The following is a 17,110-nucleotide window of genomic DNA, read 5'->3' as shown; positions in this document are numbered from 1 at the left end:
GATCTGATCATTCACCCAACTGGCGGATTTCTCATGTTGGACAAGGTCCTCATCGCCAATCGCGGCGAGATCGCCCTACGTATCCTGCGCGCCTGCAAGGAGCTGGGCATCAAGACAGTGGCGGTGCATTCAACGGCTGATCGCGAGCTGATGCATGTGCGTCTCGCCGACGAGGCGGTGTGCATCGGCCCGGCATCATCGGCAAGTTCCTACTTAAACATACCGTCGCTGATCAGCGCTGCAGAAGTCACCGACGCCAGTGCCATCCACCCCGGCTATGGCTTCCTCTCCGAGAATGCCAACTTCGCCGAGCAGGTCGAGCGTTCTGGATTCACCTTCATTGGTCCGCGCGCCGAGACCATCCGCCTGATGGGCGACAAGGTCAGCGCCATCGAGTCGATGAAGAAGGCCGGCGTACCGACTGTCCCCGGTTCCGACGGCCCGCTCGGCGACGATGAGGCAGAGATTCTCGCCGTGGCGCGGCGCATCGGCTATCCGGTGATCATCAAGGCTGCCGCCGGCGGTGGCGGGCGCGGCATGCGCGTGGTACATACCGAAGCGCATCTACTCTCGGCGGTCAATGTGACCCGCACCGAGGCCCACTCCGCCTTCGGCGACGGCACCGTCTACATGGAGAAGTTCCTCGAGAACCCGCGCCACGTGGAGGTACAGGTGCTGGCCGACGGCCAGGGCAATGCCATCCATCTCTATGATCGTGACTGCTCGCTGCAGCGCCGCCACCAGAAGGTGATCGAGGAGGCACCCGCCCCGGGGATCGACGAGACTGCCCGCGCCGAGGTTCTCGAGGCGTGCCGCGAGGCATGCATCACCATCGGCTACCGCGGCGCCGGCACCTTCGAGTTCCTCTACGAAGATGGCCAGTTCTTCTTTATCGAGATGAACACCCGCGTCCAGGTAGAGCACCCGGTCACCGAGATGGTGACCGGCGTGGACATCGTCCGTGAGCAACTGCTGATCGCCTCGGGCCTGCCGCTGTCGGTACGCCAGCAGGATGTCACGCTTGCCGGTCATGCCTTCGAGTGCCGTATCAACGCCGAAGATGCCCGTACCTTCATGCCCTCGCCCGGCAAAGTGACTCTCTACCACCCGCCCGGCGGTCTTGGCGTGCGCATGGACTCTCACATCTACACGGGCTACACCGTGCCGCCCCACTACGACTCGCTGATCGGCAAGCTGATCACCTGGGGGGTAGACCGCCAGACGGCGCTGATCCGCATGCGCAACGCCCTGGACGAGCTGCTGGTAGAAGGCATTAAGACCAACACCGACCTGCACAAGGATCTGGTGCGCGATGGCTACTTCCAGCAGGGTGGCGTGAACATCCACTACCTAGAGAAGAAGCTGGGGCTTTAGCCTCAACGCACGCGGCATCTCCCGAACGCCTCTCCTATGCCAGCAGCGAGGGGCGCCGGGGCAGGCTTAGAGGGGGTTCTACGCCAGGGATGGCGTCGGTAGCGCCCCCGAACAAACCTGTCGCCAGATCAGCCCCGAGGCACCTGCACGTTCCACCAGCCCCCACCTTCTTCCTCACCAACTATTACGGACGCCCCATGCCCTGGCTGCAACTCAAGGCCCGCATTGCCCCTGAGCACGCTGAGTGTCTCGAGGAACTGCTGCTCGCCGAAGGCGCCACCGCCATCACCCTGCAGGACGCCTTCGACGACCCGGTCTTCGAACCGGAGCGCGGCACCACCCCGTTGTGGGACGAGACGCTGCTCAGCGGCCTCTACGACGACCTGGAGGGCATTGATGCGATGCTGGATCGGGTACGCCAGGCCTGGGCCGTGGAATTTCCCCAGGAGCCCTGCCCCGAGGTGGAGGTTGAGCTGTTGGCCGACCGCGACTGGGAGCGTGAATGGATGGTGGACTTCCAGCCGCTACGCATGGGCGAGTGGCTGTGGATCGTGCCCAGCTGGCACGCCCCGCCGGCACCCGACGCCGTCAACCTGCTGCTCGACCCCGGGCTGGCTTTCGGCACCGGCACCCACCCCACCACGGCGCTGTGCCTGGCCTGGCTCGACAGCCTGGCGGTGGCCGGCGAACTGCAGGACCGAGCGGTGCTCGACGTGGGCTGCGGTTCGGGCATCCTGGCCATTGCCGCTCTCAAACTGGGTGCCCGACACGCCACCGCTACCGACATCGACCCCCAGGCGCTGCAGGCCAGCCGCGATAACGCCGAGCGCAACGGCGTCACCGAGGCCGACCTGCGGCTCGGCTACCCCGAGCAGCTCGAGGCAGGCAACTTTGCGCTGGTGGTCGCCAACATCCTGGCGGGCCCTCTGGTGGCGATGGCCGAGGAGATCGCCGGCCGCCTGGCCCCGGGAGGCCGACTGGCCCTCTCGGGGATCCTCGAGGGCCAGGCCGAGGAGGTGCGGCGAGCCTACCGCGACCAGGGCCTGGTGATGGACGAACCGACGACGCGCGAGGGCTGGGTGCTGCTGCCCGGGCGACGCCCCTGACAGGCCTTCGCCTTGAGTAGCGGTTCACCAGCCCTCCTCTGGGGCGTATGATATTTAGCCCCTGACGCCAGCGACCTGACCATGTCCAACTCTTGCCCTCTGCCCCGCATCGGCCGCCACCTGCTGGCCACCCGCGTGATCCTGGCGCCCATGGCCGGGGTCACCGACCGCCCGTTCCGAATGCTCTGCCGTCGCCTCGGCGCCGGCCTGGTGGTAGGCGAGATGGTCACCTCAGACCCCCGCCTATGGCATACCCGCAAGTCGCGGCTGCGCATGGACCATCGCGGTGAGCCCGGCCCGCGCAGCGTGCAGATAGCCGGTGGCGACGCGGAGATGCTCGCCGAGGCGGCGCGCCTCAACGCCGCGATGGGCGCCGAGATCATCGACATCAACATGGGCTGCCCCGCCAAGAAGGTCTGCAACAAGGCCGCCGGCTCCGCCCTGCTGCGCGACGAGGTCGTGGTGGCCAAGATCCTCCAGGCGGTGGTCGCCGCGGTGGACATCCCGGTGACGTTGAAGATCCGCACCGGCTGGTGTGCCGACAGCAACAACGGCGTGCGGGTCGCGCGCATCGCCGAGGACACCGGTATCCAGGCTTTAGCCGTGCATGGCCGCCATCGCCAGCAGCGCTATGGCGGCGAGGCGGAGTACGAGACCATCGCCGCCATCAAGGCCGCCGTAGGCATCCCGGTATTCGCCAACGGCGATATCGCGTCTCCCGCCAAGGCCGCCCGTGTCCTCGACTATACGGGGGCGGATGCGGTGATGGTCGGCCGCGCCGCCCAGGGCAACCCCTGGATCTTCCGCGAGATCGACCACTACCTGCGCCATGGCCAGCGACTTGCCCCGCCGAGCGACAAGGAGCGTGCCGAGGCTCTTCGTGACCACCTGACAGCCCTGCATGACTTCTACGGCAGGCACCTGGGGGTGCGCATCGCGCGCAAGCATCTCGGCTGGTACCTGGCCGGGGATGATCGTTTCGACGACGCCGGGCAACATGCCCTGCGGGCCACCTTCAACGGCCTGGAGAGTCGCCATGCCCAGCGTCGCTTCATCGATGAACTCTTTCGTCACGACCCTGCCGCGACGCCCCGTCGCATCGCTCGGGACGTGGCACCGGATGGAGTCTGTGCCGCATGACCAGCCGTCAATCCTTTGATCAAAATACCGTGCAGCCCGAGCGGGAAGCCCGGTCTTCCCCTGATCTCGACTTGCTAAGCGAAGGCGCTCGATCGGAGATAGCGGTCGAGCGCCCTCTGCGCGAGGCCGTGGAAGCCTCGCTGATACGCTACTTCGATCACCTTGACGGCAGCAGTGCCTCCGACCTCTACGCCATGGTGATGGCCGAGGTCGAAGCGCCGCTATTGGCTGCGGTGCTCAAACATGCTCAGGGCAACCAGACCCGCGCCGCCGAAATGCTCGGCCTCAATCGCGGAACCCTGCGCAAGAAACTCAAGCTCTATGGCCTGATCTGACCTCCTTTCCTACCTCGACAGAAGAGTGACTTCCATGGCCCACGCCACCTCCACCGCGGTTCGCCGAGCCCTGATCAGCGTCTCCGACAAGACCGGCATCGTCGACTTCGCCCGACGACTCGCCGAGCAAGGCGTCGCCTTGCTTTCTACCGGTGGCACCTTCCGCCTGCTTCAGGAGAGCGGCATCGACGTGACCGAGGTCTCCGCGCACACCGGCTTCCCTGAGATCATGGATGGCCGGGTCAAGACGCTTCACCCCAAGATCCACGGCGGCATCCTGAGCCGCCGCGGCCAGGACGATACGGTGATGGCGGAGCATGGCATCGATCCCATCGATATGGTGGTGGTCAACCTCTACCCCTTCGCGGCTACTGTGGCACGCCCGGACTGTAGCCTCGAGGATGCCATCGAGAACATCGATATCGGTGGTCCCACCCTGATACGTGCCTGTGCCAAGAATCATGCCCACACCACCGTCGTAGTGGAGGCCGGCGACTATGCCCGCGTGCTCGGCGAGATCGCTGCCGGTGACGGCGCCGTGAGTGAGGCGACCCGCTTCAACCTGGCGGTCAAGGCTTTCGAGCATACGGCTGCCTATGACGCTGCCATCGCTGACTACCTCGGGCAACGGGTTCCCGGTGGCGAGGACGGCTTCCCGCGCACCTACAACCTGCAGTTCCACAAGAAGCAGGCCATGCGCTATGGCGAGAACCCCCACCAGAGCGCCGCTTTGTATGTGGAAGCCGATGCCTGCGAGGCCGGCGTAGCGACCGCCATGCAGTGGCAGGGCAAGGCGCTGTCCTTCAATAACGTCGCCGATACCGATGCCGCCTTCGAGTGTGTCAAGGCCTTCACCGACACCGCCTGCGTGATCGTCAAGCATGCCAATCCCTGCGGCGTAGCGGTGGGTGCCACCCCCAAGGAAGCCTATGAAAAGGCCTTCGCCACCGACCCGACCAGCGCCTTCGGCGGGATCATCGCCTTCAACGTGGCGCTTACCGCCGAGACCGCTCGCGCGATCATCGACCGCCAGTTCGTCGAGGTGATCATCGCCCCCGGGGTGGCCGAGGAGGCGCTTGCCATTATTGCCGAGAAGAAGAACGTGCGACTGCTCGACGTCGGTACCAAGTGGCCGGGCAAACGCGAGCATGCCCACGACTTCAAGCGCATCACCGGCGGCCTGCTGGTGCAGGACCGCGACCTGGGCATGGTTGGTCGCGACGAGCTGAGCGTGGTCACTGAACGAGTGCCCAGCGAGCAGCAGATGCGCGACCTGGCCTTCGCCTGGAAGGTGGCCAAGTACGTCAAGTCCAATGCCATCGTCTATGCCAAGAACGGCCAGACCATCGGCGTGGGCGCCGGTCAGATGAGCCGGGTCTACTCGGCGAAGATCGCCGGCATCAAGGCCGCCGACGAAGGCCTCTCGGTTCCCGGATCGGTGATGGCAAGCGATGCCTTCTTCCCCTTCCGCGACGGCATCGATGCCGCCGCCGCCGCCGGCATCGCGGCGGTCATCCAGCCCGGCGGCTCGATGCGCGACCAGGAGGTAATCGACGCCGCCAACGAGGCCGGCATCGCCATGGTCTTCACCGGCATGCGCCACTTCAAGCACTGACGACTGCGCCTGCGGCGAGCTGGAAGCTGGAAGCTGGAAGCTGGAAGACAGCTTGAACCAACCCCAGTAAGCACAACACCCCCGTCGGGCAACCTTCGGGGGTGTTTTTCTTCCAGCTTCGGGCTTACGGCTTAAAGCTCCGGGCGGAACCCGGTCAGCCCAGATCGATGCAGAGGTACTTGGTCTCCAGGAACTCGTCGAGCCCCTGATGGCCACCCTCGCGCCCCAGGCCCGAGGCCTTGACTCCGCCGAAGGGGGCGGCGGCGTTGGAGATCAACCCGGTGTTGATGCCTACCATGCCGTACTCCAGGGCGTCGGCGACGCGCCAGACGCGTCCCAGATCTCGGGAATAGAAGTAGGAGGCCAGGCCATACTGGGTGTCGTTGGCCATGTTGACGGCATCTTCCTCGTCATCGAAGGGGAACACCGCCGCCAGCGGACCGAAGGTCTCCTCGTGGGCCACCTTCATGCGGTCGTTGGCGAAGCTGATCAGCGTCGGGCTGAAGAAGTTGCCGCCCAGCGGGTGGGGATGCCCCCCCAGCAACAGTTCGGCGCCCTGATCCACGGCGTCATGGACATGCTCGCTGACCTTGGCCACCGCCTTGTCGTCGATCAGCGGCCCGATGTTGACACCCTCCTGGGTGCCGTCACCGACCTTGAGTTCGCTGTTCATGGCGACCGCCAGCTTCTCGCAGAAGGCATTGACGACGCTGGACTGAACCAGGAAGCGGTTGGTGCATATGCAGGTCTGACCGGCGTTGCGGAACTTGGCGGCCATGGCGCCCTCCACCGCAGCATCCAGGTCGGCATCCTCGAAGACGATAAAGGGGGCATTGCCGCCCAGTTCCAGGGAGATCTTCTGGATGTGTTGGGAGGCATGGGCCATCAACTGGCGACCGACCTCGGTGGAACCAGTGAAGGTGATCTTGCGCACCAGCGATGACTCGGTCATGGCAGCGGCGATCTCGGAGGCGCGTCCCGGCACCACGTTGAACACACCACGTGGCACGCCGGCGCGCTCCGCCAGCTTGGCCAGCGCCGTGGCCGAGAACGGGGTCTGGCTGGCTGGCTTGATCACGAAAGTGCAGCCGGCCGCCAGGGCGGCACCCGCCTTACGAGTAATCATCGCCGCAGGGAAGTTCCAAGGAGTAATAGCGCCCACCACGCCAACGGGCTGCTTGGTGACCACGATGCGCTGGTTGGGCTTGGCGGCGGGGATGGTCTCGCCGTAGATGCGGCGCCCCTCCTCGGCGAACCAGCGCAGGAAACTCGCCGCGTAGACGATCTCGCCGGCAGCCTCCTTGAGCGGCTTGCCCTGCTCGAAGGTCATGATCATGGCCAGATCGTCCTGATGCTCGAGCATCAGGTCGTGCCATTTCATCAGGATGTCGGCGCGCTCCTGAGCCGTCAGCGAACGCCACGCCGGCAGGGCGGAATCCGCCGCGGCGATGGCTCGCTCGGTCTCGGCCCGGCCCAGGCGCGGCACATCCCCCATGGTCTCGCCGGTCGCGGGGTTGATGACGTTGATCTGCTCACCGCTGTCGGCGGCGACCCAGCTGCCGTCGATGTAGGCAAAGGGACAGTAGAGCTGCGTTTCCTTGAGGGCTTGCATGGTCATCTCCTGCCGCGATGGCGGCCTGGTGTCGGTTGCTCTTGCCATGCTAAGCCAAACATCCCGCTGTACCAAGCATCGAGGTCTGTCATCGTGAGGAAAGCGAACCGCTCAACGCGGTCGGCGGGGCTCGCGGGAATCGGAAAGAGTGACGGAGACCGAATCGGCGAAGCGCAGCGCATGCGGCTTGTCGATCTCTACCTGGGCGGTCAGCACCTGGTCGTGGCCCATGATCAGATCTAGCACCTCACGGGTCATGCGCTCCAGCAACAAGAAGCGGTGATCCTCCACCAGTGCGATCACCTGCTTAGTGATGGTGCGATAGTTAAGCGCCTGCTCGATATGATTGAATTCAACCGCCTTGTCGGCACGATAGCGAATCACGGCATTGATCACCACATCCTGGCGATTCCTGATCTCATCTTCCTTGATGCCGATATGGGTGCGCAGCCGCAGATTCTTGATGCGGATCGTCGCGAGGTCATGGTCGAAGTGCTGGTCATCCAGAACATGCATGGACATGGCGGAACTCCTTGGGGAATCAGCGGCCGCTGACCAGGGTGAGGAACTCCTGGCGGGTGCTCTGCTTCACGCGGAAGGCACCGAGCATCACCGATGAGGTCATGCTGGAGTTCTGCTTCTCGACCCCGCGCATCATCATGCACAGATGGCGCGCCTCGATTACCACCGCGACCCCATGCGCCTCGGTGACACGCTGCACCGCCTCAGCGATCTGGCGGGTCAAGTTCTCCTGGATCTGCATGCGCCGGGCGTACATGTCGACAATGCGCGCAAACTTGGAGAGCCCCATAACCTTGCCACTGGGCAAGTAGGCGATATGACACTTGCCGATGAACGGCAGCAAGTGGTGTTCGCACATGGAGTAGAGCTCGATATCCTTGACCAGCACCATCTCGTCGGTCTCGGACTCGAACACCGCGCCGTTGACGATCTCCTCCAGCGACTGGGCGTAGCCACGATTAAGGAACTGCATCGCCTTGGCGGCACGCTTGGGCGTGTCACGCAGGCCTTCACGATCGGGATCCTCTCCCAGTTCGTGAATGATACGTCGGTAGTGATTGGCGAGTTCTTCGGTCATGGTCAGGCCCCGTGGCAATGTCAGTGTCCGCTGTGTCTCTGATGGATGGCCGGCCATCACAATTATGTACAGAAGATATACATATTTTTTTATCCGTACAATAAAAGGGTATCGGGACAGACCATTCTAGCGCATGACGCCCGGGAACGCAGGCGGGGCGAGTCCCGGGCAGTGACATCATGTCGCGTCCTGGCGCCGCGCGTCGGCTGCCGCCGGGGCCGCCCTGTGATAAAATAACGTGTCTTAAGCCGTGCCCTAGTCACCCTCGAGAGCCCGACATGATAAAATCCCATGCCTGTCTGCTGATGGCCGCGCTCCTGGCAATGCCGACCGCGGCCCTGAGCGATACCCTCGAACTGCCGGCCGATGCAACCGTCAATGCTCAGGTCATCGACGAGTTGACGCTGTCTTCTCAGGCGCCGGAACGCAATGATGTGATCCTCCATCCGGTGGCCGACGGCCACGCCTCTCATACCCTTCCCCAATACTGCGTAATGGTCGCTAACGCCCGGCTAGACGGCCGGCGAATCCGCCTGACGACCAACGCGCTGACCTGCATCGAGACCGACGGCAGCGAGAGCGAAATCTACAGCGGCGAGATATCGGCTGCCGCCTACGATAGCGACGGCAACTTCGGACTCGCGGCCTGCCAGGAGGGCAGCTGTCGTCTGACTCCGGAGCAGACCTTCCAGCTGCGCCTGGCCAGCGATCTGGCCCTCGAGCAGCAGGAAAATCCTGCCGCCAAGCTCAACGAACAGCGTCGCCAGGCCCAGGGCGAGGGCGTGGCCAATCCGATTCCCGCCACTAGGCCGGACCCCGACACCGACTGAGCGCCACCCCGGCCGCTGCCCAAGGCAGCCGGGATGCGTCCAGCTCCTGCAAAGCGGCTTTTCGCGCCATGTGCGCCTGCGTAGCGCTCAGGCCAACCAGCGAGGCCTGGCCTCCAGGGCCTGGCGCTGCTGCTCGAGCATGCGTAGGTGACCGTCCCAGTAGCCGGCATCGGCCAGCCAGGGAAACGCCGGAGGAAAGGCGGGGTCATCCCAGCGCTCCACCAGCCAGGCGCTGTGGCGCAGCAGGCGCAGGGTGCGCAGCGGCTCCACCAGCACCAATTCGCTACGCTCGAAGTTGCGATGCTGCTCGTAGCCCTCAGCCACCTCGGAAAGCTGCATCTGGCGCTCCCCCTCCTCCTGTGCCGTGAACAGCATCCACAAGTCCTGAATCGCCGGGGCCATCAGACAATCATCGAAATCGACCAGGGCAAAGTGCTCGTCGCGGCCGAGAATGTTGCCGATATGGCAGTCGCCCTGCACGCGGATCGCCTGCTCGGTGGGCCAGGCATGGGCGGCGAGGCGCTGATGCAGTGCCGCGGTGATGCGCTCGTAGGCCCGGCGCTGGTAGCGGTTGAGCCAGCGGCTTGCCAGCACCTTGTCACGGGCTTCGAGCACCATGCCATCCAGGTCCAGCGCCCGCCGATGGACAAAGCGCCCCCGCTCGCCGACCGCATGTACTGCGCCGATCAACTCGCCCAAGGCAAACAGTTGTGCCGGATCCTCGAGCTCTGGCGCCTGCCCCGGCAGGTGCGGGAAGAGCGTGAAGCGAAAGCCCTCGGCCCGGTGCAGGCTCTCGCCCGCCGCGTCGCGCCAAGGGGCGGCCACCGCCACCTCGGCCGCGGCAAGCTCGGCCAGGAAGTCGTGCTCCTCGCGGATCTGAGCATCCGTCCAGCGCTCGGGACGATAGAACTTCACCACCCAGCGGTGGCGCTCCTCATCGTGCACCATGAAGACCCGGTTCTCGTAGCTGTTGAGGGCGAAGGGCTCCCCGGGCAGCCAGAAGCCGAGCGACTCCACCGCCGCCACCACCCGGGCGGGCGAGAGCTGGGCGAAGGGATGAGAGGTGGTGTCCATGGCGGCTCCGATGTGTCGAGAGGCTTATGCTAACAGGTAAGCCACCGTCAATGCCTGCCCGGTGGTGTCCGGGCCACCGCCCAAGCCTGCACCTCTTCGGCGCCGGCCTGGCGACAGGCCATGGCCAGGGTGTCAAACGTCGCCCCGGTGGTCATCACGTCATCCACCAGCGCCACCCGCCTCGGCAGGCCGGCGGGGAGGCCAAAAGCGCCGCGCAGGTTGCGTCGCCGCTCGCCACGATCCAGGCCGCGCTGGGTGCGGGTATCGCGCTCACGCTGCGCCCGCGCCAGGGGGCGGCCCAGCTCCCGGCCGAGACGGGCGGCCAGCCAGCGCGCCTGGTCGAAGCCCCGCTCCCGGGCCCGTCGCGGATGCAGGGGAACCGGTACCAGCGCCTCGGGCCAGCTTCGCGCCGCTGGTGGCAAGCCCACCACCATCAACTCCAGCAGGACACGACCGGCGCGCGGTGAAGCGTCGAACTTGAAGCGTTGCACCAGGCTCGCCACCTCGGCGTCGTAATACAGTGGCACCCAGGCCCGGTCGAAGGCCGGCGGACGACGCAGGCAATGGCCACAGCGGCGACCCCGCGCAGCACCCGGCTGTGGCTCGGCACACACAGGGCAGGCCGGCAGGTTCCAGGGCAGCTCGGTGAAGCAGGCCTCGCACCAGGGGTGCTCACTGGGCAACGCGGCCAGGCAGAAGACGCAACGCCCGGGCAGTGCCTGAGCCAACCATCCGTCAACCTTGTTGCGTACCAGGGTTGACATGGCCGGCGCACGCCGTAGGCTATCCGTCAACCTGGACATATACATAAAGTTGACCATAAGCGAGACCCCCATGCACCCTGCTTCCCACGAATCCCGCGCCGCTTCCCAGACCCTAGCCCCACCAGGCGAGATCCGCCACGACTGGTCCCTCGCGGAGATCGAGGCGCTCTTCGCGCAGCCCTTCAACGACCTGCTGTTCCAGGCCCAGCAGGTCCACCGAGCCCACTTCGACCCCAACGCCGTGCAGGTCTCCACCTTGCTCTCCATCAAGACCGGTGCCTGCCCCGAGGACTGCAAGTACTGCCCCCAGTCCGGGCACTACAACACTGGCCTGGGCAAGGAGAAGCTGCTGGCGGTCGAGAAGGTGGTCGAGCAGGCCCGGGCCGCCCGCGAGGCCGGCGCCAGCCGCTTCTGCATGGGCGCGGCCTGGAAGAGCCCGCGAGAACGGGATCTCGACGTGGTGCTGGAGATGGTGCGTCGGGTCAAGTCGCTGGGACTGGAGACCTGCATGACCCTGGGGATGGTCGACAGCGCTCAGGCCGGCCGCCTGGCCGCGGCCGGGCTCGATTACTACAACCACAACCTCGACACCTCGCCGGAGTACTACGGCGAGATCATTACCACCCGCACCTACGCCGATCGTCTGGCGACCCTGGGCAAGGTGCGCGAGGCCGGCATGAAGGTGTGCTCCGGCGGCATCCTGGGCATGGGTGAGGCCCCCCGTGACCGCGCCGCCTTGCTTCAGCAGCTGGTCCGCCTGCAGCCGCACCCGGAGTCGGTGCCGATCAACATGCTGGTCAAGGTGCCCGGCACCCCGCTCGAGGACGTGGAGGACCTCGACCCCATCGTCTTCATCCGCGCCATCGCCGTGGCCCGCATCCTGATGCCGGCAAGCCACGTGCGCCTCTCCGCCGGTCGCGAGCAGATGAGCGACTCCACCCAGGCGCTGGCCTTCCTGGCCGGGGCCAACTCGATCTTCTATGGCGACCAGCTGTTGACCACGGCCAACCCCCAGGCGGAACAGGACCGCGCGCTGTTCGCCAAGCTGAGCCTGCATCCCGAAAGACGCGAGACCTGCAGCGACGACGCCCGTCAGCAGGCCGAACTGGAGGCCGCGCTTGACGCCAGTGCCGTGCGCCAGGCCGCGACGGCGCTGGACACCGAGGCCAGCCGGCTCGCCTACGACGCCAGCCGAGCCTGAACCACCATGCAGGATGCCTGGAGCACGTATATCGCCGAGCGAGCCGTGAAGCAGCGCCACACCGGGCGCTGGCGCCATCGCCGCACCCGTCACCCGAGCGACGGATGCCATGATTTCGCCGGCAACGACTACCTGGGGCTGGCCGGTGACCCGCGCCTGGCCGAGGCCCAGGCCGCGGGTGCGAGGCGCCTGGGCGCCGGTGGGCGAGCCTCGCATCTGGTCAGCGGCCACCTCGCGGTGCACGAGGCCCTGGAGGCACGCCTGGCTGCGCTCACCGGCCGGCCAGCGGCGCTGCTGTTCTCCACCGGTTACATGGCCAACCTTGGCACGCTGCAGGCGCTTTGCGACCCCGACACCCGGGTGTTCCAGGACCGCCTGAACCACGCCTCGCTGCTCGATGGCGCCCGGCTCGCCGGGGCCCGCTCGCGGCGCTTCCACCATGGCGACCTGGGGGACCTCGAACGGCTGCTCGCCCGCGCCCCCCACGATGGGCGCCGGCTGGTGGTCAGCGACGGGGTGTTCAGCATGGATGGCGATGTGGCCGATATCGCCGCGCTGGCCGCGATCAGCGCCAGCCATGGGGCCTGGCTGATGGTCGACGATGCCCACGGCTTGGGCGTGCTGGGCGAGATCGGTGATGGCTGCGTGGGCCGCGCCCATGGCGTCGAGCGGGTCCCGGTGCTGGTCGGCACGCTCGGCAAGGCGCTGGGCTCCGCCGGCGCCTTCGTGGCGGGCAGCCAGGCTCTAGTCGAGCACTTGATCCAGTTCGCCCGCCCCTATGTTTACACCACCGCCCAGCCGCCCGGCGTGGCCGCGGCCACCCTGAAAGCCCTGGAACTGCTCGAGGCCGAACCCGAACGTCGCACCCGTCTGGCCACCCTGATCGCGCGCTTCCGCCTCGAGGCCACCACCCTGGGGCTGCCGCTGGCCGCCTCCACCACGCCGATCCAGCCGCTGGTGCTGGGTGACAGCGAGCGGGTGATGCGCTGGGCGACGCGGCTGGCCGAGCGCGGGATTATGGTCGGCGCAATCCGCGAGCCCACGGTGCCCCGCGGCCAGGCGCGACTGCGCATCACCCTGAGTGCCGCCCATACCGATGCCGACCTGGAGGCCCTGCTTGAGGGACTGGCCGACTGCCGGGCCCGGGAGTCCCTGGCAGGCGAGGAGGCAGGGCCATGACGCGCCTGGTGCTGCTCTCCGGCTGGGGCTGCGATGCCCGACTCTGGCAGCCGCTGGCCGAATACTGGCCCGAAGGGCTTGCGATCAGCGCCCCCGACTGGCCCGGTTACGGGGTCCGCCCACCGCTGGCGGAGCCCGGCAGCCTGGCCGAGCTGGCCGAGCTGGCCGATGCCATGGGCAACGACCTGCCGGCGGACGCCGTCTGGGTGGGCTGGTCACTGGGCGGGCTGCTCGCCACCGCCCTGCTCGATCACCTGCCCGCGCCGCGGGCTGTGGTACTGCTCGGTGTCGGGGAGAGCTTCTGCCATCCAGCGGGCATTCCGGAAACGCAGCTCAGCGTCTTCCGCCAGGCCTTCGCCCGTGCCCCGGAGGCGACCCACCGCCACTTCCTGCGCTGGCAGCTGGCCGGCGAGCCCGACCCGCGCTCCGCCCACCGACAGCTGCGTGCGCTGCTCGGCGATGGCGGTGGCGATAGGCTGAGCGGCACCGACCCCGCCACCCTGGCCACGGGGCTCGACCAGCTCGCCGAGCTCGATAACGGCGAGCGACTGGCCCGCGCGCCCTGCCCGGTATGGCGCGTCGCGGGAGTACGCGACCCGCTGCTCGCGCCGGCGCTGCGCGAGAGCGCCGACCAGCGTCTGATCGAGGCCGGCCACTGCCCGATGCTCAGCCAGCCGGCATCGCTGGCCGCCTGCCTGGCCGGCATCGCCGGGGTGAGCGCGTCATGAGTACCCTGCCGCTCACCGCCCCTGCCACACCTCTCGCCCCACAGGGAGATGACTGGCAGGCCCGGGTGGCGCGCGCCTTCTCACGCGCCGCCCCGCGCTATGCCGAGCGCGCCATCGCCCAGCGGATCATGGCCGAGCCGCTTCTGGCGCACCTGCCCGAGCATGCCGAGCGGGTGCTGGACCTGGGCTGCGGGCCGGGCGAGATGACCGCGTCCCTGGCCGGTCACTTCGGTGCCGGCTGCACGGTCATCGGCCTGGACCGGGCCCCGGGCATGCTCGAGGTAGCCCGTCATACCCATGGCGAGGCGGCCTGCTGGCTGTGCGCCGATGCCGCCGCTCTGCCATTAGGGGATACCAGCCAGGACCTGGTGGTCTCCAACCTGGCGATCCAGTGGTGCCCGGACCTCGAGGCCGTGATGGCCGAGCTTCGCCGCGTCCTGCGCCCGGGTGGCCGGGTGCTGATCAACACCCTGGGACCCGGGACCCTGGCCGAGGTCGGCCAGGCCTGGTCGCGCCCCGACCCGCCCGCCGGCCTGCTGGCCTTCCGCGACGCCGCCTGCCACCGGCGCGCCGCCCGAGCGGCGGGCTTTCATAGCCTCGACTGCCAAGAACGTGCACTGCGCTTCCACTATCCCGACCTCGCCGCGGTGATGGCCTCCATCAAGGGCATCGGCGCCCAGCCATCGCGGCCCGGGGGACGGCTCACCCGTGCCGACCTGGCGTGGGCGGCGCGCCGCTACGAGACATGGCGCGAGCCCGAGGGGCTGCCCGTCACCTATCGTCTACTGACCCTGAATCTGGAGGCCTGAGATGAGCGCCTACTTCGTCACCGGCACCGACACCGACGCCGGCAAGACCCTGGTCACCAGCGGCCTGCTGGCCCTGGCGCAACGGCGCGGCCTGACCACCTTGGGCCTCAAGCCGGTAGCCGCGGGCTGCGAGGCCACGCCCCAGGGCCTGCGCAACGCCGATGCCCTGGCGCTGCAGGCACGGACCCGGCCGGTGGTGGAGTACGACAGAGTCAACCCCTTCGCCTTCGCCCCGCCCATCGCTCCACACCTGGCCGCCCGCCGGGCCGGGGTGACGCTGGCCCTCGATGAGCTGGTCGAGCATGCCCGCCCGCTGCTGGCCGAGCGGCGCGACCTGGTCCTGATCGAGGGCGCCGGCGGCTGGCGGGTGCCATTGAACGAGCACGATGACCTCTCGGGCCTGGCCGTGAGACTCGGGTTGCCGGTGATCCTGGTGGTGGGCCTGCGCCTGGGCTGCATCAGCCATGCGCGGCTCACCGCCGAGGCGGTCGTGGCGTCCGGGTTGCGCCTGGCGAGCTGGGTGGGCAACCTGCTGGAGCCCGGGCTCTCCTTCGATGCGGTCAGCGACGAGCCCCTCTACCATGACAACCTGGCCACCCTCGCGGCCATGCTGCCCGCGCCCTGCCTGGGCGTTCTGCCGCGGCTGACGGCCGACGATCCAGCCGCTATGGCCCAGGCCGCCGCCGATTACCTGGCGCTGCCCGATGCGCATTGACTTGTATCGGGGCGTCCGTAGAATATTGTCGCCTGCCTGCCCGTGCGGATGTGGTGGAATTGGTAGACACGCCAGGTTTAGGTCCTGGTGCCTCCGGGCTTGCGAGTTCGAGTCTCGCCATCCGCACCATGATTTCTCTTCCTTCTCGACACGCTCGTGTCCGTCATCTCCCCGAGATGCGCGGGGTCTTCACGTGCCCGTCATGAAGCTTCATCGTTGCCACGGAGCCCTCTGATGTCATCGACGCTCTCCCCCTCCCCCGTCTGGCACCCCTATGCCCACCTCAAGAGCCAGCGCCCGGCGCCGAAGGTAGTCGGCGGCGAGGGACCACGTTTCATCCTGGAAGGCGGCGAGACGCTGCTTGACGCCACCTGCTCCTGGTGGTGCATGATCCACGGCTACGCCCACCCGCGGCTGGTGGCAGCGATCCGCGAACAGGCCGGCGAACTCTGCCACGTGATGCTCGGCGGGCTGAGCCACGAACCCGCCGACCGCCTTGCCCGGGCGCTGGTGCGCGTTACGCCCGAGGGACTGAACCACGTCTTCTTTTCCGACAGCGGCTCGGTGGGTATGGAGGTCGCCATGAAGATGGCCGTGCAGTACCACCAACTGCGCGGCAAACCCGGCAAGCACCGGCTGCTCTCGCTGATGAAGGCCTACCATGGGGATACTGCCGGCTGCATGGCGGTCTGCGACCCCGAGGAGGGCATGCACTCGCTGTTTGCCGGCTACCTGCCACAGCACCATTTCGCCCCAGCGCCCACCGCACCCTTCGATGCCGAGCCCGAGGCGGTGGCGGCGGACCTCGCCGCTCTGCGCGAGGTGCTGGAGCGCCACCACCACGCGATCGCGGCGCTGCTGATGGAGCCGCTGCTGCAGGCCGCCGGCGGGCTGAACATGACCTCGCCCCACTATCTACAGGGAGCGCGACGGCTGTGCGACGAGTTCGACGTACTGCTGGTGTTCGACGAGGTGGCCACCGGCTTCGGCCGTACCGGACGGATGTTCGCCGCCAACCACGCCGAGGTCACGCCGGACATCATGGTGCTCTCCAAGGGACTCACCGGGGGATATCTGGGCCACGCGGCGACGCTGGCCAACGACCGGGTGCATGACGCCTTCATCGGTGACTCGCCCGAGCACGCCTTCCTGCACGGCCCCACCTTCATGGGCAACCCGCTGGCCTGCCGGGTGGCCCTGGAGAGCCTGGCGGTGTTCGAAGAGGAGGATTACCTGAGCAGGATCGCCGCGCTCAACCGAGTACTGCAGAAGGAATTGCTGGCCGACGAGGCGCTCAGGGCACATCCGGCGGTGTCCGACGTGCGGGTACTGGGCGCCACCGCGGTGATCGAGGCCCACGCCGCGGGTGAACTGGCCGGTGTGGGCGACTGGGCCCGTGAGCGGGGCGTCTGGCTGCGCCCCATCGGCCGCTGGCTCTATACCATGCCAGCCTACATCACCGCCGAGGACGACATGCGCCGCATCACCGAGGTGATGAAGGGCTGGTTCCTGATGCGCTGAACGAACGA

General features: G+C 67.2%; 17 protein-coding genes and 1 tRNA gene. 13 read left to right on the top strand and 5 right to left on the bottom strand.

What is annotated here, in order from left to right; genetic code table 11:
* Positions 1–33 precede the first annotated feature (33 nt).
* From accC to purH, 5 genes are all read left to right on the top strand, one after another.
* A complete protein-coding gene (accC, locus tag DFO68_RS00510; RefSeq protein ID WP_133481003.1) occupies positions 34–1,374 on the top strand; it encodes an acetyl-CoA carboxylase biotin carboxylase subunit in 1,341 nt (446 codons plus the stop codon).
* A gap of 197 nt (positions 1,375–1,571) precedes the next feature.
* A complete protein-coding gene (prmA, locus tag DFO68_RS00505; protein ID WP_133481001.1) occupies positions 1,572–2,480 on the top strand; it encodes a 50S ribosomal protein L11 methyltransferase in 909 nt (302 codons plus the stop codon).
* Between the two features lie 81 nt (positions 2,481–2,561).
* Positions 2,562–3,620 carry a tRNA dihydrouridine synthase DusB gene (gene dusB / locus DFO68_RS00500; RefSeq protein WP_133480999.1) on the top strand — a complete coding sequence of 353 codons (1,059 nt, stop codon included), beginning with the start codon at positions 2,562–2,564 and terminating at the stop codon, positions 3,618–3,620.
* Entirely contained in the window at positions 3,617–3,955 is a 339-nt protein-coding gene (gene fis / locus DFO68_RS00495; protein ID WP_133480998.1) for a DNA-binding transcriptional regulator Fis, read from the top strand. Before dusB ends, fis begins: the two co-directional genes overlap by 4 nt.
* A gap of 34 nt (positions 3,956–3,989) precedes the next feature.
* Positions 3,990–5,570 carry a bifunctional phosphoribosylaminoimidazolecarboxamide formyltransferase/IMP cyclohydrolase gene (purH, locus tag DFO68_RS00490; protein ID WP_133480996.1) on the top strand — a complete coding sequence of 527 codons (1,581 nt, stop codon included), beginning with the start codon at positions 3,990–3,992 and terminating at the stop codon, positions 5,568–5,570.
* A 154-nt stretch (positions 5,571–5,724) separates the two neighbouring features.
* On the opposite strand, the gene DFO68_RS00485 is transcribed toward purH, so the two are convergent.
* The 3 genes from DFO68_RS00485 to folE all read right to left on the bottom strand — a co-directional run bounded on the left by DFO68_RS00485 (position 5,725) and on the right by folE (position 8,281).
* Positions 5,725–7,182 (bottom strand): NAD-dependent succinate-semialdehyde dehydrogenase, encoded by a 1,458-nt coding sequence (locus tag DFO68_RS00485; protein ID WP_133480994.1) that lies wholly within the window; start codon positions 7,180–7,182, stop codon positions 5,725–5,727.
* 111 nt (positions 7,183–7,293) lie between these two features.
* Positions 7,294–7,704 (bottom strand): dihydroneopterin triphosphate 2'-epimerase, encoded by a 411-nt coding sequence (folX, locus tag DFO68_RS00480; protein ID WP_133480992.1) that lies wholly within the window; start codon positions 7,702–7,704, stop codon positions 7,294–7,296.
* A gap of 19 nt (positions 7,705–7,723) precedes the next feature.
* Positions 7,724–8,281, bottom strand: coding sequence for a GTP cyclohydrolase I FolE (gene folE / locus DFO68_RS00475; protein WP_133480990.1), 558 nt, complete (start codon positions 8,279–8,281; stop codon positions 7,724–7,726).
* A 278-nt stretch (positions 8,282–8,559) separates the two neighbouring features.
* On the opposite strand from folE, the gene DFO68_RS00470 reads away from it, so the two are divergent.
* Positions 8,560–9,111, top strand: a complete 552-nt coding sequence (locus DFO68_RS00470) for a hypothetical protein (RefSeq protein WP_133480988.1) — start codon at positions 8,560–8,562, stop codon at positions 9,109–9,111.
* An 87-nt stretch (positions 9,112–9,198) separates the two neighbouring features.
* Here the strand turns inward: DFO68_RS00470 and DFO68_RS00465 are convergent, their stop codons facing one another.
* Positions 9,199–10,185, bottom strand: a complete 987-nt coding sequence (locus tag DFO68_RS00465) for a serine/threonine protein kinase (RefSeq protein ID WP_133480986.1) — start codon at positions 10,183–10,185, stop codon at positions 9,199–9,201.
* Positions 10,186–10,232: 47 nt separating this feature from the next.
* Positions 10,233–10,949 (bottom strand): ComF family protein, encoded by a 717-nt coding sequence (locus DFO68_RS00460; RefSeq protein ID WP_243726370.1) that lies wholly within the window; start codon positions 10,947–10,949, stop codon positions 10,233–10,235.
* A 70-nt stretch (positions 10,950–11,019) separates the two neighbouring features.
* Between DFO68_RS00460 and bioB the strand changes: the two genes are divergently transcribed.
* The 7 genes from bioB to bioA all read left to right on the top strand — a co-directional run bounded on the left by bioB (position 11,020) and on the right by bioA (position 17,102).
* Positions 11,020–12,150: a biotin synthase BioB gene (bioB, locus tag DFO68_RS00455; RefSeq protein ID WP_133480984.1), complete on the top strand. Its 1,131-nt coding sequence runs from the start codon at positions 11,020–11,022 to the stop codon at positions 12,148–12,150.
* 6 nt (positions 12,151–12,156) lie between these two features.
* Entirely contained in the window at positions 12,157–13,329 is a 1,173-nt protein-coding gene (bioF, locus tag DFO68_RS00450) for an 8-amino-7-oxononanoate synthase (protein ID WP_133480982.1), read from the top strand.
* Entirely contained in the window at positions 13,326–14,057 is a 732-nt protein-coding gene (locus tag DFO68_RS00445; RefSeq protein WP_133480980.1) for an alpha/beta fold hydrolase, read from the top strand. Before bioF ends, DFO68_RS00445 begins: the two co-directional genes overlap by 4 nt.
* Positions 14,054–14,866, top strand: a complete 813-nt coding sequence (locus DFO68_RS00440) for a methyltransferase domain-containing protein (RefSeq protein ID WP_133480978.1) — start codon at positions 14,054–14,056, stop codon at positions 14,864–14,866. The genes DFO68_RS00445 and DFO68_RS00440 overlap by 4 nt, the downstream gene beginning before the upstream one ends.
* A gap of 1 nt (position 14,867) precedes the next feature.
* A complete protein-coding gene (bioD, locus tag DFO68_RS00435) occupies positions 14,868–15,581 on the top strand; it encodes a dethiobiotin synthase (protein WP_133480976.1) in 714 nt (237 codons plus the stop codon).
* 44 nt (positions 15,582–15,625) lie between these two features.
* Positions 15,626–15,710 (top strand) — tRNA-Leu (locus DFO68_RS00430).
* A gap of 105 nt (positions 15,711–15,815) precedes the next feature.
* Positions 15,816–17,102 carry an adenosylmethionine--8-amino-7-oxononanoate transaminase gene (gene bioA / locus DFO68_RS00425; RefSeq protein ID WP_133480974.1) on the top strand — a complete coding sequence of 429 codons (1,287 nt, stop codon included), beginning with the start codon at positions 15,816–15,818 and terminating at the stop codon, positions 17,100–17,102.
* The last annotated feature ends 8 nt before the right edge of the window (positions 17,103–17,110 follow it).

It is taken from the genome of Halomonas ventosae (assembly GCF_004361885.1).
Lineage (GTDB): Bacteria > Pseudomonadota > Gammaproteobacteria > Pseudomonadales > Halomonadaceae > Halomonas > Halomonas ventosae_C.
This window is presented reverse-complemented; position numbering and strand designations above follow the sequence as displayed.

Excerpts from the sequence above, each read along its gene's own strand:
- DFO68_RS00465 (WP_133480986.1), bottom strand. The coding sequence starts at position 10,185 with ATGGACACCACCTCTCATCCCTTCGCCCAGCTCTCGCCCGCCCGGGTG.
- accC (WP_133481003.1), top strand. The coding sequence starts at position 34 with ATGTTGGACAAGGTCCTCATCGCCAATCGCGGCGAGATCGCCCTACGT.
- DFO68_RS00445 (WP_133480980.1), top strand. The coding sequence starts at position 13,326 with ATGACGCGCCTGGTGCTGCTCTCCGGCTGGGGCTGCGATGCCCGACTC.
- DFO68_RS00460 (WP_243726370.1), bottom strand. The coding sequence starts at position 10,949 with ATGTCAACCCTGGTACGCAACAAGGTTGACGGATGGTTGGCTCAGGCA.
- fis (WP_133480998.1), top strand. The coding sequence starts at position 3,617 with ATGACCAGCCGTCAATCCTTTGATCAAAATACCGTGCAGCCCGAGCGG.
- prmA (WP_133481001.1), top strand. The coding sequence starts at position 1,572 with ATGCCCTGGCTGCAACTCAAGGCCCGCATTGCCCCTGAGCACGCTGAG.
- DFO68_RS00440 (WP_133480978.1), top strand. The coding sequence starts at position 14,054 with ATGAGTACCCTGCCGCTCACCGCCCCTGCCACACCTCTCGCCCCACAG.
- folE (WP_133480990.1), bottom strand. The coding sequence starts at position 8,281 with ATGACCGAAGAACTCGCCAATCACTACCGACGTATCATTCACGAACTG.
- dusB (WP_133480999.1), top strand. The coding sequence starts at position 2,562 with ATGTCCAACTCTTGCCCTCTGCCCCGCATCGGCCGCCACCTGCTGGCC.
- bioD (WP_133480976.1), top strand. The coding sequence starts at position 14,868 with ATGAGCGCCTACTTCGTCACCGGCACCGACACCGACGCCGGCAAGACC.
- DFO68_RS00485 (WP_133480994.1), bottom strand. The coding sequence starts at position 7,182 with ATGCAAGCCCTCAAGGAAACGCAGCTCTACTGTCCCTTTGCCTACATC.
- bioB (WP_133480984.1), top strand. The coding sequence starts at position 11,020 with ATGCACCCTGCTTCCCACGAATCCCGCGCCGCTTCCCAGACCCTAGCC.
- bioF (WP_133480982.1), top strand. The coding sequence starts at position 12,157 with ATGCAGGATGCCTGGAGCACGTATATCGCCGAGCGAGCCGTGAAGCAG.
- DFO68_RS00470 (WP_133480988.1), top strand. The coding sequence starts at position 8,560 with ATGATAAAATCCCATGCCTGTCTGCTGATGGCCGCGCTCCTGGCAATG.
- folX (WP_133480992.1), bottom strand. The coding sequence starts at position 7,704 with ATGTCCATGCATGTTCTGGATGACCAGCACTTCGACCATGACCTCGCG.
- purH (WP_133480996.1), top strand. The coding sequence starts at position 3,990 with ATGGCCCACGCCACCTCCACCGCGGTTCGCCGAGCCCTGATCAGCGTC.
- bioA (WP_133480974.1), top strand. The coding sequence starts at position 15,816 with ATGTCATCGACGCTCTCCCCCTCCCCCGTCTGGCACCCCTATGCCCAC.